The organism is Carbonicoccus niuqiaonis (assembly GCF_050157065.1).
Taxonomy (GTDB): domain Bacteria; phylum Actinomycetota; class Actinomycetes; order Propionibacteriales; family Propionibacteriaceae; genus Avipropionibacterium.
The window spans coordinates 2,942,516-2,957,961 of the sequence record NZ_CP189573.1; the positions used below are offsets into that span (position 1 = coordinate 2,942,516).

10 protein-coding genes, 2 tRNA genes and 1 pseudogene are annotated in these 15,446 nt (G+C 67.5%); 3 read left to right on the forward strand and 10 right to left on the reverse strand.

What is annotated here, in order from left to right:
* Nucleotides 1-57 precede the first annotated feature (57 nt).
* Nucleotides 58-130, reverse strand: a tRNA-Pro gene (locus tag ACQBAU_RS13470).
* Between the two features lie 155 nt (nt 131-285).
* Between ACQBAU_RS13470 and ACQBAU_RS13475 the strand changes: the two genes are divergently transcribed.
* Nucleotides 286-359: transfer RNA gene (locus tag ACQBAU_RS13475), tRNA-Gly, on the forward strand.
* A 29-nt stretch (nt 360-388) separates the two neighbouring features.
* On the opposite strand, the gene ACQBAU_RS13480 is transcribed toward ACQBAU_RS13475, so the two are convergent.
* Both ACQBAU_RS13480 and ACQBAU_RS13485 read right to left on the reverse strand, forming a co-directional pair.
* Nucleotides 389-862: a TspO/MBR family protein gene (locus ACQBAU_RS13480; RefSeq protein ID WP_465256782.1), complete on the reverse strand. Its 474-nt coding sequence runs from the start codon at nt 860-862 to the stop codon at nt 389-391.
* 79 nt (nt 863-941) lie between these two features.
* A complete protein-coding gene (locus tag ACQBAU_RS13485; protein WP_465256781.1) occupies nt 942-1,520 on the reverse strand; it encodes an NADPH-dependent F420 reductase in 579 nt (192 codons plus the stop codon).
* A 116-nt stretch (nt 1,521-1,636) separates the two neighbouring features.
* Here ACQBAU_RS13485 and ACQBAU_RS13490 point away from each other — a divergent pair, with 116 nt between their 5' ends.
* Nucleotides 1,637-2,107, forward strand: coding sequence for a MarR family winged helix-turn-helix transcriptional regulator (locus ACQBAU_RS13490; protein ID WP_434551119.1), 471 nt, complete (start codon nt 1,637-1,639; stop codon nt 2,105-2,107).
* A gap of 138 nt (nt 2,108-2,245) precedes the next feature.
* On the opposite strand, the gene ACQBAU_RS13495 is transcribed toward ACQBAU_RS13490, so the two are convergent.
* The 7 genes and pseudogenes from ACQBAU_RS13495 to ACQBAU_RS13525 form a co-directional block, all read right to left on the reverse strand.
* Nucleotides 2,246-6,385 carry a heparinase II/III domain-containing protein gene (locus ACQBAU_RS13495; RefSeq protein WP_465256780.1) on the reverse strand — a complete coding sequence of 1,380 codons (4,140 nt, stop codon included), beginning with the start codon at nt 6,383-6,385 and terminating at the stop codon, nt 2,246-2,248.
* Nucleotides 6,386-6,921: 536 nt separating this feature from the next.
* The gene (locus ACQBAU_RS13500) at nt 6,922-7,350 is read right to left on the reverse strand and encodes an HNH endonuclease signature motif containing protein (RefSeq protein ID WP_465259367.1); all 429 of its coding nucleotides are present in this window, start codon (nt 7,348-7,350) and stop codon (nt 6,922-6,924) included.
* The gene (locus tag ACQBAU_RS13505; RefSeq protein ID WP_465259368.1) at nt 7,265-8,368 is read right to left on the reverse strand and encodes a DUF222 domain-containing protein; all 1,104 of its coding nucleotides are present in this window, start codon (nt 8,366-8,368) and stop codon (nt 7,265-7,267) included. The genes ACQBAU_RS13500 and ACQBAU_RS13505 overlap by 86 nt, the downstream gene beginning before the upstream one ends.
* A 105-nt stretch (nt 8,369-8,473) precedes the next feature.
* Complete coding sequence (locus ACQBAU_RS13510) at nt 8,474-9,301, reverse strand: T3SS (YopN, CesT) and YbjN peptide-binding chaperone 1 (protein ID WP_465256959.1); 828 nt, start codon at nt 9,299-9,301, stop codon at nt 8,474-8,476.
* Between the two features lie 289 nt (nt 9,302-9,590).
* A complete protein-coding gene (locus ACQBAU_RS13515) occupies nt 9,591-10,994 on the reverse strand; it encodes a family 43 glycosylhydrolase (protein ID WP_465256958.1) in 1,404 nt (467 codons plus the stop codon).
* Between the two features lie 347 nt (nt 10,995-11,341).
* Nucleotides 11,342-12,679, reverse strand: coding sequence for a right-handed parallel beta-helix repeat-containing protein (locus ACQBAU_RS13520; RefSeq protein ID WP_465256957.1), 1,338 nt, complete (start codon nt 12,677-12,679; stop codon nt 11,342-11,344).
* Between the two features lie 211 nt (nt 12,680-12,890).
* A pseudogene (locus ACQBAU_RS13525) lies at nt 12,891-13,220 on the reverse strand (hypothetical protein); the annotation flags it as partial.
* Between the two features lie 302 nt (nt 13,221-13,522).
* Between ACQBAU_RS13525 and ACQBAU_RS13530 the strand changes: the two are divergent.
* Complete coding sequence (locus ACQBAU_RS13530) at nt 13,523-15,367, forward strand: hypothetical protein (protein WP_465256956.1); 1,845 nt, start codon at nt 13,523-13,525, stop codon at nt 15,365-15,367.
* The last annotated feature ends 79 nt before the right edge of the window (nt 15,368-15,446 follow it).

A 15,446-nucleotide genomic window follows, 5' to 3' on the forward strand; every position in this document is an offset into this window, starting at 1 on the left:
TTTGGGCGAACACGAAGCAGTCGCGCTGTCTTCGGCTCCTCATCGTCGGGAAATCGGTCGGGGCGACAGGACTCGAACCTGCGATCTCCTGCTCCCAAAGCAGGCGCGCTAGCCACTACGCCACGCCCCGGACACGCGGCCACCCGCGCATCAGGGAGTGTACGCCACCGGCACCGCATCTCCGTGCCGGATTCGGCCTCGGGGTGATCATCCCGGGTGTCAGCTGGGCGATTGCTCGCTTCCATCGCTACACTGGACGCCGATCGGGCGGAGACGGCCGGTCGCGCGGGTGTAGCTCAATGGTAGAGCCCCAGTCTTCCAAACTGGTGGTGCGAGTTCGATTCTCGTCACCCGCTCCAGTTGTCGCGTTGTACCTGCCCTTGGCGGCTCACACCTCGTCCGGATTGCGGAGCAGGATGTCGGTGCTCAACACGGTGGCGAAGCAGGTCCACAGGGCGTACGGCACCAGCCACGCCCCGGCCGCCCTGTCGGCCTTGCCGGAGCGCACGGCGAGTCGGATCGTGCTGATCGCCAGGGCCGCGGCCCCCAGTGCCGCGAGCGGCAGGTTGTGGGAGCGGAAGAACAGCCAGCTCCAACCGGCGTTCAGGGTGAGGTTGACCATCACCTCGCGTACGTAGCGGGCCCGCTGCTCCGGCGGCAGGTTTTCGTACGCCTTGGCCGTCGCTCCGGCGACGGTCGCGTACAGGGCCGTCCACACCACCGGGAAGGCGACACCCGGCGGCTGCCAGTCCGGCTTGTCCAGATCGCGGTACCAGTCGGAGTCGGGGTCGGTGGCGACCGATCCCGAGACGGCGGTCGCCGTGACGGCCAGCGATGACACGAGCAGCGGTGGGATCCTCATGGGACCATCCTGCCGCACCCACTCCTGGGCGGGTGCGGCAGCGCCTCGGTGCCACGGCTGGCCGGGTGACGGTCGGTGGTCAGGCGACGACGGCGAAGCCTCCGGTCCACGGCAACTTCTCGCCGGCGGCCAGGGTCAGCTGCAGGAAGCCGAGCGACTCGAGCTCACGGGCCCGGCGCAGCGAACCGGCGTCGATGGCCTTGACGCCGCCGGACACGACGACCTCGGCCAAGGCGTTCTTCGCCGCAGGATCATCACCGGCGATCAGCACGGTGGTGGTCTCGCTCTCCCCCACCGCACCCCCGGCGAGGGTGGCGGCGAAGTTGGTGTTGAACGCCTTGAGCACCTTCGACTGCGGGAGTTGCGCGGCGAGTTCGGCGGCGGCGGAGCCGTCGGCGGGCACGACGAGCGAGTCGAAGGTCTCGAAGTTGAGCGGGTTGGTGATGTCGACGACGACCTTGCCCGCGAGCTGCTCGCCACGGGTCTGTGCGATCTCGGCGAGCGCGGGGTACGGGACGGCGAGCACGACGACGTCGCCGGTCACCTGCTTGTCGGTGTCGTCGTGGCCGATGAACTCGACGTTGTGGCCGCCCCGGGTTGCGATGCCGGCGATCGCGTTGCCCATGTTGCCGGTTCCGATGATGGTGATGTTGGTCATGTCCGTACCTCCAGGTCGTGGTTGGTTGTTGCTACAAGCATCACTGTACTCCTCGATAATTGTCGCGTCAACTGTTTGTGGCACACTGGGGGCATGAGCAGCGGAAGGGTGGGCGCATGACCACGAGATGGTTGGACGAACGGCAGCAGACGGCCTGGCTTGCGATGGTCGGGGTGATCAACCAACTGCCGAACGCGCTGGACTCCCAGCTGCGCAGGGATTCCGGGGTCACCCACTTCGAGTACATGGTGCTGTCGATGCTGAGCGAGTCGCCCGAGCGGACGCTGCGGATGACCACCCTCGCCGGCCGCACCTCAGCCACGCTGCCACGCCTCTCCCACGTCGTACGCAGGCTCGAGGACCGCGGCCTGGTGGCGCGCCACCCGTGCCCCGACGACGCCCGGGCGACCAATGCCCGCCTCACCGACGCCGGCTGGGAACTCGTCGTCGCGGCAGCGCCCGGTCACGTCGAGACGGTCCGGCAGTACGTGATCGACGCACTCACCGACGAACAGGTCGCCCAGCTGGCCGCGATCAACCAGGCCATCCTCGGACGACTCGATCCTCGGGCGGCACGAGACGACTGACGGTCCAGCCGCTCCGGGCCGGGTCGCCCGCCGTCGGGCGTCTGCGCCGACCTCCGGGCCGGGTCGCCCGCCGTCAGGCGCCTGCGCTGACGTGTCGTCCCGGTGGTGCGGCTGCAGGTGGTCGTCCCGCGGCGACCATCACCCGGAGACCGAGTTCTCCACCCGGAAGGTGGTCGGGCCCGACCACTTGGTGTACGGCGTGAAGTCCATCGTCGACGTCTGGTCCGCAGCGATGCTGAAGCCGGGGTCGACGGCGTCCAGTTCGATCATGGTCTCCCCACCCGAGGCGGTGACGGCCTTGACCGGGTAGCCGTGGGTCTTGCCGTCGGGGTGGGTGACCACGACGGTGTGTCCGACCACCCAGTCCGGCACGGTGGCCGCGGTGACCAGCGCGTCGACCGGGTCGTTGTTGAACTTGCGCCGGGTTGCGGTCAGGGTGCCCGTCGCCGCGCCCGTCCCGGTGAGGCTGCCGCCCGGAGCGGTGAGTTCGGACCCACCGACCAGGTGGAGCTGGGAGGCGCTCCCGTCGACCAGTCGGACGAAGCCGAGCTTGCCGGTCACGGTGACGCCCTCGGCGGTGATGCTGCCCTGGTCGTCCAGCGACGAGATGATCAGGTCGACGGTGCCGTCGGCGTGGGTCACCTTGACCGCCAGGTCATCGGCGGTTCCGTTGTGGGCAACGGATTCGACGGACTGGATCCGTGCGGTCGCGCCGGCGGCGAGTGGTTCGATCATGGTCACGAAGTCGCTGCGCAGGTCGGTGCCGTCGCGCCGTACGACGAGCTTCGGCATCCACCACTTCACGACCTCGTCGTTGGTGTCGCCACTGGTCCCGTACAACCGGGTGGCGCGGAACGACGGGGCCGTCCCCAGGAACAACTCACTGTTGGCGCCGGCGAGCCCGAGGATGTGCGCCCCGGAGGCGGCGGCTCCGTCGACGGTGGTGCTCAACGTGATGTCGTACGCCCCGCCGGTGAGTGCCGCCTTCTTCACGTCACGGACGAACAGGTAGCCGTAGTAGTGGCCCTCCGCGTCACCGGTCTCGGTCTCGGTCTCCGGTTCGGTGACCGTCACCCCCGGCGGGAGCAGGTACGGACCGTGATCGGTGAGGGTGGCCGTGGTCGTCATGGTGGCGTCCCGGTTGGCGTCACCGTTCAGCGAGAACTCGTGCCGCCCACCCCCGACCACCCGGAACAGGTCGAGTACGTAGCCCTCGTGCCGGTCGGTGCCGGGATGCTCGATCGACCACACCTCGCGCTGGTAGCGGCTGGTTTGGGGGTACGCGTCGGCGAACTCACTGCGTACCACCTGCACAGACTCGTCGGCGGTGTCGAACACCTCGACCGAGCCGCCGTCACGACCGCTGGCCGACACCAGGTTCGACGAGTCGACGGTGACGGTGTTGTGGGCCAGCGTGCAGACCGACCATTGCCGGTACCGGGTGTGCGAGTAACCCAGGTCGGGCAACAGTTCCTGGCCTTCGGCATACAGCGACAGGTCGAGCGGGTCCCAGTGGTTGTGGCCGTACTTCGGGGTGAACTGCAGGTACGCCTGGGACGGATTGGCCAGCTCCGGTGGCTCGGCGGTGTCGCGCGCGGTCCGAGCCGCCTCGTCCAACAGGGACAGGTTGACCAGACCGAGCTTGTAACCGGTGGAGTCAGCATTGCGACCCAGCCCACGGAACCCGATCGTGTGCCGACCGGCCGACAGTTGGAGCCGCCCCACGGTGTAGAAGTCCTGGACCCCTCCGGTGCCGTGGAAGTCGTGTTCGCCGACCACCGCCTCGTCGACGCTGATCTCGTACCGGCCGTACGAACCGGCGTGGAACACCTGCAGGTCCAGGTCGTAGCTGTCGGCGTCGGCGACGTCGAACGCGAACGTGATCGACTCCCCCGCCGCAGCCGCCTCGAACTGCACCGTGCCGCTGGCCGGGAACACCTTCGCTGCCGCTGTCTGGGCGGTGATCTCCATCTCGGGGAACGTCAGCTGGGTGCCGAAGTAGCCACTGGTCGGGACCGGACCGCGCGACAGCCGGGCCACTCCGGCGGCGCCGAACAGCACCGATCCGCCGCCTTCGGGCTGGGGTGCGGTGGAGGCCGCCCAGGTGTCGGCCATCGGGAACAGCTTGCTGTCGGGATAGGCCAGCACGTTGGGGATCCGGTGGGAGGCGCCCAGCACCGCGATGTCACCGAGCAGGTCAAGATCATCAACCCGCTGCCCGGAGCGAGGTGACTCGTACCCCTCGGCGTCGCTCCACCCCTCCAGTGCCCCGGCCACCTGGAACAGGCCGTTGTAGGACTGGGTGTGGTACGACAGCGTCGTCTCCTTCCAGAACCCGTCGAACAGGAAGCCACGGCGGATGAACTCCTTGGCCCATTCGATGGCTTCGTGCATGTAGCGGGAGTCGCCCAGTCCGGCCCCCAGCGACGCCAGCCCGAGGTAGCTCGGGTAGTCGTAGTTCGTGTAGCGCCGGGTGAAGGTGCGGAACCATTCGACCGACGGTTCGATCATGTCGTCGATGATCAAGGAACGGGCATCGACGCCGAGTTCGGCACCCAGTACGTCGAGGGCGTCGGTCTGCTCGACGATGGCGAGGGCTTCGGCTATGTCCTCCATCGGACCCAGCACGGCGATCGACCACCGGTACCAGCCGAGGCCGCCCCAGTAGAAGTTGCGCGGCGTCGAGGCCGGGTCCACCGGCCGGTTGAGCCAGGGGTAGTCGTTCGACGGCACCCAGCCCTGGAACATTTCGGCGAACCGGTGGAGCAGCCGCGCAGCCCCGAGCGGATCCCGGGTGGCGACGGGGACCAGTTGGCCCAGCACGTGATCGCGCTGGAAGTCCCACAGGTGTGCGGTCAGGAAGTAGCGCTTGCCCGTCGCGTCCTCGTGGTACGGGTAGGAGACCGTCTCCCCGAGCCGGTTGGTGACGGTCAGCTCCTTGTCCTCGGGATAGCTGTCGTTCGGGTAGGCGGTCCCGGTGGCGCGGGCGATGATCTTGTCGGGACGATCCGCCGACCAGGTGTAGGTGCCCGACGGGTGGAGGGCCGGGTTCTCCGGCACGCCACAGAAGATGAATCCGGTCCGGTCGGGAATCAGTCCGAGCAGTGTCGTCACCTCGGGTGAAGCGGGTGCCGGAGTGACCGATCCGTTGCCACGTGGGGGTTGCGGCTGATTGGCCGGCAGCTGGTCGCCGGCGATGATCAGGTCCTCACGGTCGAAGGTGGCGATGATCACCTTGTCCGCCCCCGATCGGGAGATGGTGCGGATCCGCAGCTCGTACTGCCCGTACGCGGTCGGTGCCGGGTGCTCGATCGTGGTGGTGAAGCCGGCCCGCGAGGGCTTGACCTTGGGTGCCGTCAGCGGTGTCCATGCCTGGCCGGGACCGCGCCAGTCGAGGGTGTAGGTGTCGGCGACCGCGGCGTCGGGCAGGTCGAACGTCAACCCCTTGTGGGTGAAGTCGACGTAGCTCAGCACGAGCGTGTCAGGGGCACCCACCGTGGGAGCGCTTCGGCCCGAGGCGTTCGGCGCGATGCTGCCGAGGTGGACCAGCGCGGCCCGGTCCTGGTCGACGACGTCGGTGTACGCAGGCCCGCCGGCCCCGCCGGTGTAGGTGTTGTCACCGTTGCGGGTGGGCGTGGACGTGGCGGTCGGCTTGGTCATCCAGTCGTGGTCGACCACCACGTTGACGCCGATCTCCCGGCCCGTCGGCGAGCCGGTGATGCCCAACGCGACAAGGGGAATCGCAACCTCGCACGTCACGTCGTCACTGTTGATCCTGGACGCCTTCGTGTAGTCGGACGAGCTGAGACGTACGTGGTCGCCACCCCAGGAGGTGAAGCTGATCCGCGGCGTGATCGTCCGCAGCTCGACCGACAACGATCGGTACTGCTCCCCCGCGCCGGGGCGGATCAGCAGCGACACGTGGCTCACCGTTGCGGCCGCGTCACCACCCACCCGGACACCGACGTACAGCGTCGTGGCGTCGTGCACCACGTGGACGTCGATCCCCGGCACCTGGTCGAGGTCGTACAGCGTGGTGAGAGCCTGCCAGTGCGGTGAACCCCACTGCGGGTCGGCCAACGTGCCGTCGAGCGTGATCCCCGACACCGTCTCGGCGACCGCGACCAGGTCGGTCCGGGTCCGGACCACTGGTGTCCCTGACGTCGGCTCGGCACTCGGTGCGGCTGCCGCGAACTGCTGCGGGGTTACGGCCCACCCGGCAAGGCCGGCCGCCAGGGCCGCACCCGTCGTGCCCACGAGGAAGGAGCGTCGCTTCATTGCCATCATCCTTCGCCGTGAGGGAACTGGGGGATCTCACGACGTACGTCGGCACCACGTTCCGTTGGGGCACCGGTAGACCTGAAGAGTGCCGGTCGCGATGTGCGTAAGGCGACCGTTGAGCAGGAATGTCTCAGGAGGTGGACCTGACGTCCCAATACACCAGGAGCCTCGAGATCCCGCCAGCTCACGTCAGATCATCAGGGCATGGGCAAACGGCGAGTGTCACCCACTCGCGAACCCACGTCAGGGCATGGGCAAACGGCGAGTGACGCCCACTCGAGAAGCCACGTCCGGCCAGCCTGTCGATCCGCACCCGTACGCCCGCCGAGCTCATCGAGACACACCCGCACGCCCATCGAGCTCATCCAGACACACCCGCACGCCCGCCGAGCTCATCGAGACACACCCTCGTAGAGCGTGGGCAACGTGACCGCACGATCATCCGACTTCCCGACACACTGGTCGAGCTTGTCGAGACGCCCTCAGAGCAATCACCTCGGGTCCGAATTCAGGCCATGATCATTCCGCGCACCTCAGGGCCCTTGCCTGTCCGTGGTGCCGGTTTGGGGTTCGCTGCCGGCATGCGGGGTGGCTGCACCACCGTCGGGGCCGGTGGGCGGGGTGATGGTGATCTTGGTGTGGCGGGTGTGGCGTTTGGGTCGTCGTTTCGGGTCGAGTCGGGTGGGTGGGAGGAACTCGGGCCGCCCATCGGCAGGGTTGATCCGGACCTCCCATTGCGCGCCGTCGGGCCAGCCGGGGTGGGGTTCGACCAGTCCGTGATGATGCCTGCACAACAACACCAGGTTCGCCAGATCAGTGGGCCCGTGGTTCCACCACGGGTCGATGTGGTGGGCATCGCAATCGGCCGGGGTGCGGTCACAGCCGGGGAACGCGCACCCACCGTCCCGGGCGATCAACAATGCCCGCAACCTTGGTGGGACGAGCCGGACCGACCGGCCCACATCGAGGACCTGGCCGTGGACCTGGCCGTGTGCTGCCGAGCACGGTCGGGATCAGCTGGGCGTCACACGCCAACCGGCGCGCCTCGCCGGCGGACAGGTCGGTGTCACTGCCGATCAGTTTCGCCCGCACCAACCCCGCCAGCAGCGCGGCATGGTCCAACTGCACATGCACCGTGGGTGGCACCCCACCACTGGCCGGGGTGTCCGGGGCGCCGGCGGCGCGGGCGAACACCAGGGCGAACGCATCAGCCCGACGCTGCCCCAGACTGACGGGTGGCGCGGCCGGGTCGGCCTGGTCGGCGGCCCGGGTGGCGTTGTTGGTGATCGCGTTGATCACCCCGATCACGGTCTCGGCGTCAGCGACCGGGAGCTTTGCTTTGAAGAACACGCTGCCGTGATGGTCATGGGTCCAGGTGAGGTGTCGGTCCCGGGCGGCTTGGGCGGCCTCGCGGGCCAGCCGTTTCGCCAACGCTTCGTCGGCGACCTCCGGGGCGACCACCTCGACCAGCCGGTTCGCGCATTGACGCAACCCGACCGGATCCAACCTCGGCTGACCATGCGCCCCGGTCGCCAGATCGACAAGGTGTTGTTCGCCGTGGTCGACCTGTTCGCCGGTCAGGTCATCGGGCAGCTGGGCGAGTCCGGCCAGCACCGCATCGGCTGCTTCGGTGGTCATCTCCCCGGCCAGATGCGCCGCAGCCACCTTGGTGAACCGGCCCGCCAGTCGGGCCCGCCGCTCCACCACCCGCGCCTGTTTGGCTGACATGGTGGTCGTCGCCTGCAACCACGACCGGACCGGGGTCCCGGCCTCGATCATCGACGCCTCGGTCCGAGCCACCTGCCCCACCAACGCGGACTGCACCGCCGCCACCCGCTCCGCCAGCCGCGACCACGCGACCGTGGACTCCAACAGATCAGCCGGAGAGACCAGACAGGTCCGGGCATGATCAACCCGATCCAGCACCGCACCGATCAGGACCGCTGCGTCCTCGACCGTCACCTGCCCCGGAATCTCCATACCCAAAACCCTAGAACCCACCACCGACAAGAATCGCCACAACGTTCGAATCACGGTTCTTGGGGATCGTGGTGGAGCCCATCATTCGTCGTACGACCACCGGAATCAGCGCGCCTCCTGCGCGTACAGGCGTTCCATCATGTCGGTGCGGGTCTGGGCATGGGCATCGACGAACACCTGCACCATGCCGTCGAACTGGGACGGCACGAACGGTCGCGCCGGCAGCGCGAGCTCCTGCAACACCATCCGCCCACGACGGGACCACCGCACCCACCAGCTGTCGCGGTTGGCGATGTTCAACTCGGTGTCGGCCTGCTGCCGGGAGCGGACACGCGGTACGGCCACCGTCAGGAGGAGGATGGCCGGCTGGTCCTCGGCAACCTTCACCCACAGTCGGACACCGTTGACCTCGATCGGCAAGTCGCCGTCTTCGTCGGGCTCGATGTCGGTGTCGAACGTGTCCCGAAGGTGTGCCTGCACGGTGGCGTACAACTCGTCGTGAGTCGACGGCCACCGCACCTGCTCATTCGTCACCGGGTCGGTGAGAACGTGGTCGGCACCCACCGCTTCGCGGGCGGTGAGGCCCAGGGCACCGATCCGGTCGCGAAGCGCGACCGGAGCCGAACTGGTCATCAGGGCCGGGTGGACCAGGCCGTACTCGTCACGGATGATCTCCACCAGCACCTCGCCGACCGCGGAACCCGCACCTGCGAGGTCGGCCGGGCCGTCGATGTCGAACTGCAGCTCGGTCGACCCCCAGGCCGAGGACTCGATGGTCACCGTGGCACACCGATCGGTGGCCGACACCACGAACTCGTCGGTCGTCCCGTCCTCACAGGGCACGTGAAGGCTGAACTGTCCCCCATCGGCCATCGTCGACATCAACGCCGCCACGCGTAGCTCGAACACTCCCCACTCGTCTGACTTCTCCACCGAAACCTGTGCACCCTGATTCTCCATTACCGTTCCCCTTTTCCTCGACCCTTGAATCAAGTTTCCCAGTGGGGTCCGACAATTTTCAGGGTTCGCGCGACGGTTGAGGGGTTGGGAGGGCCCAGATGTCTGAACACTCAGGCAGGTCGGCAGCCGGGCCACCATCCTGCCCACGAGGGCACTCAGGGATCCTTGGGAATCGAGCCGAACGCTTCTCGCAGGGCATCCAGCTCCGTCTGCGCACGCAGAATGGCGTCCTGAAGGCGATCCAGACTCGCCATCGGGTCCATCAGGACCACCCTCCAGCTTCCGTAAGGGACTCGATCGTCGCGACGCACTCGACGGGACCACCCTGGGACCAAACGCCCAACTCACCGTCCGTTCGCTCGGCCGTGAACGTGGCCAGTACGACTTGGTCGTTGACGGAAAACTCGACGTATGGGCCGTTGATCGTGAGGTTGATGGCAATTGCCTCGTCAGCGAGTGGCAAACGGAGCTCACCTTGCTGAAGGACAGTTGACGTGAACCATGGCCGACCCCTCACGACGTCACGCGTAGCAAGAGTCTTGCGCAGTTGGACGACCGTGCTCCCCTTGGTCATCTCGATGAAATAGCCACCGCTGTTCGACTTCTGCCGGAGCACGATCCCCCCGCTGACGGGGCCCAGGGTGAGGCGCCCTTTGAGACGGAAATTGGTGCCGACCTCCTGGGTGGCAGTGGAGTACACACCGGCAGCAGGTTCCGCGCGCACCGTGAAATCACGCCCCGGGCTCGCCAAGGCACCCCAACCGCTGAAGCTTGCAGCCTCCAAGCTGCCGTCCGTTTGCTGCACCAGCTCGATCGGCGCGGGAACTGCTCGACCAGTGGGGTTCCGAGCGTCCCAGTCCAACCTCCCGGTAGGCACTTGGTGCCAGCAGTACAGGAGCGTCGCGTCTCTCCAGTCGACCACTTTGGCTGCATAGTGCCCCCGTGGTGCGAGTCTGCCTCCATCCGAGGGGACATGCCAAGGGCCTTGGGCGGACCGAGAGATCCAGTATCTCTGACTGAGATCCTCCATGACCCCCGCGGTCAGGTACCACCAGTCGCCGATGCGAAAGACCTGCGGACACTCCAGGTACCAGAACTGCCCTGGAGTGAACAGGGGAGGAACGACCTCGAATCGTTGGAAGTCACGCGTGACGAAACCTCCGACTGCGCCTCTGCGCAGGAAGTCACCGTCGCCGGAGCGCGCACTCACGAGAACCAGCCAACTGTCGTCGAGAAAGATCGGTTTCGGGTCGCGCCACGAGACGTTGTTACCGTCAACGCGCGCTGCTTCGTACCAGCGAGCGTCACTCTCGACGACGACACCGGGCCGCTTGGACCAGGTCATGAGATCATCGGACTCAGCGAAGGCCACCCGTTGCACCATCCCGTTCTCCGCCCGGGAGAGCGCGGTGTAGAGCATCACGAATCTCCCGTCGTGGGAACAGACACCCATGGTCCAGATTTGATCGTCGTCGACCTCGCCGGGGTCACCTACGCGGAGTGCGTGGGCCACCTGGGTCCATGTCAACCCGTCATCGCTCACTGCATGCTGGACAAGGTCGTGATTCGGTAGAGTCAGGTGGAAGAGGTGCAGCCGGTCCTCGTGGACGAGCACCTCAATGTCTCCAACTTCCGGGGAACCCATTCCGGCGGGGGCACCAAACATGTCCGCGCCTCAGATCACAGTTCGAGGAGAGCTAGGTCGGTGCCCCACATGCCCCAGGTCGAAACCTTTGGTTGAGGAGCTGAGCCGCGCCCGTTTCGGCGCTCGGAACGACCCGCCGATTCCGGGCGCTGCGTGAAGTTGAACATCGGGTTGTTGAACCATCCTCTTGGTACGGAGTGGAGAGGCTTGGGTGGGCCCTGAGCACCCGCGGGCAGCTCGATGATCTCGTTGCTGAAGGTAACTGTACGGGGCGACGCCGCAGCCGAGCTGGCGACCGGGTCGGCCCGCCCACGAGCGTTGCCAGGGAGACATCAACGATCTTTGCGGTCAGAACGCGGGATGCCGGCTCAGGCCGGGCCTCGCAGTTCGAGACGAGCGAGCCGTACGGCTGCCCGGGCCGAATCGATCACCGATGCGCGATCGAGAGAGATGGCGACCGGTCCCGGTGGTCCTGGGGCAGTGTCACCGGCGGCGATGGTGCCGTTGTTGCTGATCACCCGGGCATGCAGATCGGCTCCGCCCGGACCAACGTCGGCGATCACGACGTTCATGTCCGGGGGCAGGCCACGCCAGTCGCAGTCGGCGTTCTCGGCCACCAAGGCGTGGCGCGAGCCGGCGGTCAGGGTCAGGTACAGCACGATCTGCTCCGGTGCCACCGCGCCGTAGCCACGACGGGGAGCGCGTACGTGCCACGTGCGGCTCCCACCGCTGATCACGTCACCCGACTTCTGGTGCAGATCGATCATGTCCGCGCGCTGCTGCTTCATGATCGGGAGGTATTCCACCCCGTGGTACATCGTGTCGACCAGGTCCGACACGTCGTTGGCCCCGATCTGCCACGACTGGTACGCCCCCGCGCGCAGGAACACCTCCGGGGCCGCCTCGGCCGAGGACGGCCGTACGACATTGTCCTCGACCTGCAGGCCGTAGTGGCCCTCGGCCGCGGCCGCGATGGCGCACGCCACGGTTCCGTCCTTGCGGCGGCCGACGTCGCCGATGGTGTTGCCCATGATCCGTACGTCATTGGTGCCGTAGTAGAGCGCGATCGCGTTGATGCCGTAGTCCTCGACGGTGTTGTCGGCCACCAGGACGTCGTCGGCCCGGAAGACCGTGATGGTGCCGTTGAGTTCGGTGGCGCCGCCGAACCCCCGGACCAGGTTCCCGGTGATCCGTACGTCCTCGGCCCGGGAGTTCTGTCCCGTCACCACGATGCCGTAGCCGTGGTCGTTGCCGGCACCTTGGATGACGGTGTTGTTCTCGATCCGGATCCGCTCCACCCGGGAGTCGCCCACACCCACTTGGTAGGCGTTCGCCACCATGATCCCGACGCGGCAGTTCTCGATGTGGTTGTTGCGGATCACCAGGTCCGAGGCGCCGTGACTGTCCACGCCCTCCCACAACGGATTGTTCAGGAATCGGCAGTCCTCGATCAGGACGTGGTGCGGCCAGCGGTTCCCGGTGGTCCGGACGGTGGCGAAGGTGTACGTGTTGGGGTACGCCTGCGACACCAACGTGTCGAACTCACTGCGGCGGACGGTGATCCGGGCACAGTCCGGATACAGGAAGACCATCGCGTAGGTGCACCGGAAGAACCGGCACTGGTCGATCAGCACGTTCTCCGAATGCTCGATGGCGACACCACGCAGGCCCTGGATCTCCTCGACCCCGAACCCGGTGAGCTCCACGTCCCGACAGTGGTCCAGGTTCAACCCGTCCTGGCCCGTGTGTTGCCCGCTCGACGGTTGCCACACCGTTGCGGACCGTCAGGTCGCGGACGGCGATGTTGCGCAGCAGCGCATCGGGCTCCCCCACGCCCTGCAAGATCGGGGAGGCCGGCATGTCCGGGTGGTTGCGCAGCATGGTCGTCGTACGACCACGGCCGCGGAGGGTGATCCCGGATCCCAACGTGATCGTGCGCAGCACCAGATGCTCACCAGCCGGCAGCACGACGACGGCTCCGATGTCTCCAGCATGCTCGTCGATCGCAGCTTGGATCACCGCGGCGACGTCCACCACGCCCTCGAGTTCCACGAAGACGATGGGTACGGGGGCAGCAGCGCTGGCAGCCGACACCTGCCCCCACTGTCCGGCTGCGCCGACCGCCGCCAGGGCGCCAGCTGAGCCGAGGACGGCGCGGCGTGAGAAGGCCTTCATGAGCGATCCTTTCCATGGCACGACTGCCTGCCCAGTGCGACGATCAACGTCGAGGCACCGCGGGCCCCACATCGCAGCCACAGGCGGCGAACGTGACGGCACTCCATCACGGCACGCAACCGCTTCGTTCGCTCAGCGGGCAGGGATCGGGGGAACCTCGATGCAACTGATCATGAACCTATCGACGCCTCCGGGGTGAGTCAATGGCCCATTCCACGAGCATTCCGCCGAGGGAAACAGTCCACGCATCCTTTCGCCGGAGGGATTGGAATCAGCGCCGCGCCCCGATGCAGGCAACGTCCTGAGACGCTGGTCCTGACCTGATCACGCACAGGCACGATGGGCCCAGACCACCCACCCACGAAGGGAAGTCCATGTCGTCCACGGGGCGCGAGCAGCATCACGAGACCGACCAGTTCCGCCGAGCCCTGAACCGTACGGGCATCGCGGCGTTGTTGTCACAACTCGATCGTGATCACCACCTCGTCGCGACCGAGGCGCCGTTCCGCCCGCTGCATCCCAACCTGAGTTGGGGACGCGTGCTGTTGACCAAGGAGAGTTCCTCGCTCGCGCTGCAGTTGCTGGACCGCAACGACGAGGGCGATGCGGAACTGGCCGCCCGGATCCTCACCGCACTGCTCGCGGTCCAGGACGTCCGGCCGGGCAGCCCGACCTTCGGGCTGTGGCCGTGGCACGCGGGGGATGACCCGGGTGTGATGGACCCGCCGGACTGGAACTGGGCCGACTTCATCGGGTCGATGCTGGCACGGATCGTCCATGATCACCTCACGCTGTTGCCGCCCGCAGTGGTCGAGGGCGCTCGTACGGCGTTGTCGAATGCGGCCCGGTGTGTGTTGTCACGACCGGTCAACCTCGCCTACACCAACATCGCGGCGATGGGCGCGTGGGTGACGCTGGCCGCACACGAGCTGAGCGGACACGACCTCCCCGGTGAACCCCGGGAGCGACTCCGGCTGTTCCACGAGGAGGTCACCCGCACCCAGACGTTCGCCGAGTTCAACACCCCGAACTACTGGTTCGTCACCCTCGAGGCGATGACGTTGATCAAGCAGTGCACCACCGACACCACCGCACACGCAATGGCCGACGACGTGATCGACGTGCTGTGGCGGCACTGGCTGGCTCGTTGGCACTCCGGACTCCGGCAGGTCGGCGGCCCGGTGTCGCGGACGTACGACTCCGACCTGATCAACAACCGCCCCACCTGTGTGGCCCTGCAACTCGCCTCGGACTGCCGACTGCAGCTGTACGACGTCGACGACCTGCCTGCGGTCGGCCGACTCGGCGAGCAGGCCTACGTCGACTACCGGGCCACGCCGGAGGTGATCGACGAGCTGTGCGGTCCACCCCTACCGGGCACCGTCGTCGAGACGTTCACCCCCGACGGGGTGGTGCACGCCGAACGGACCGGGCTGCCCGCCGTCGGGACGACCTGGCGCGACACCCATGTGATCATCGGATCGCTCAACCAGTGCGACACCTTCAACGAGCGTCGCCCCCTGTTGGGCTGGTTCGACTCGTCGGGCTGGTTCGACTCGTTGGGCTGGTTCGAATCCGGGGACCCCACCCACGCCGGACGCGTCGAGGCCCGGCTGTTTCGCGAGGGCGAACCGTTCGCCGCCGGGAACCTGTCCACCGTGCAGGCCGAGGGGCGTGTGCTTTGGCTGCTGTCGCTGGCCTCGCCGGCAGGCAATCGGCACGTCAGACGCGACATCATCGACGTCGGCGAGCCCGTCGACCTGGCCGCCCTCACCTGGCAGCTCTCCTGGTCCTGGGTCGCCCCCGACCGGTTCCGACTGGACGGGCAGCGACTGACCGGCCCCACCGCGATCACGCCCGGCTCTCGGCTCACCGTTCACACCGAACGGGTCAGCGGCGGACTGGACCTCCTCGCCGCCACCGTCGGGGGCTCCGACGTCACCTGCCACGTGGTGCCGCACGAAACGGGTGTCGACCTCCGGTGCGACCTGCTGCCGGAGTCCCCGGGCCGCCGGATGCCGATCATGGACCTGGGTACGGTCGGCATCGCCGGCTCACTGTGGCTCACCGGGGACCCCGACGCCAGCCCCGCCCGGCCCACCACGGCATCAGCGGCAGACCACCTCACCGTCAGCTGGCCCGATGCCCGCCTGCCGCTGCAGTTGACGGGCCGCACCCGGATCGGCAGCCGGGCCGAACACGCGGCCGGCCTCGGCTGACATGGTCGCGGGAATCGGCTGATCGGTCCGGGTCCGGGTCCCGAGCCGGAGGGATGGAACCGGACATCGATCTGCGCGC

Excerpts from the sequence above, each read along its gene's own strand:
- ACQBAU_RS13480 (WP_465256782.1), bottom strand. The coding sequence starts at position 862 with ATGAGGATCCCACCGCTGCTCGTGTCATCGCTGGCCGTCACGGCGACC.
- ACQBAU_RS13485 (WP_465256781.1), bottom strand. The coding sequence starts at position 1,520 with ATGACCAACATCACCATCATCGGAACCGGCAACATGGGCAACGCGATC.
- ACQBAU_RS13490 (WP_434551119.1), top strand. The coding sequence starts at position 1,637 with ATGACCACGAGATGGTTGGACGAACGGCAGCAGACGGCCTGGCTTGCG.
- ACQBAU_RS13495 (WP_465256780.1), bottom strand. The coding sequence starts at position 6,385 with ATGAAGCGACGCTCCTTCCTCGTGGGCACGACGGGTGCGGCCCTGGCG.
- ACQBAU_RS13505 (WP_465259368.1), bottom strand. The coding sequence starts at position 8,368 with ATGGAGATTCCGGGGCAGGTGACGGTCGAGGACGCAGCGGTCCTGATC.
- ACQBAU_RS13515 (WP_465256958.1), bottom strand. The coding sequence starts at position 10,994 with ATGTTTGGTGCCCCCGCCGGAATGGGTTCCCCGGAAGTTGGAGACATT.
- ACQBAU_RS13530 (WP_465256956.1), top strand. The coding sequence starts at position 13,523 with ATGTCGTCCACGGGGCGCGAGCAGCATCACGAGACCGACCAGTTCCGC.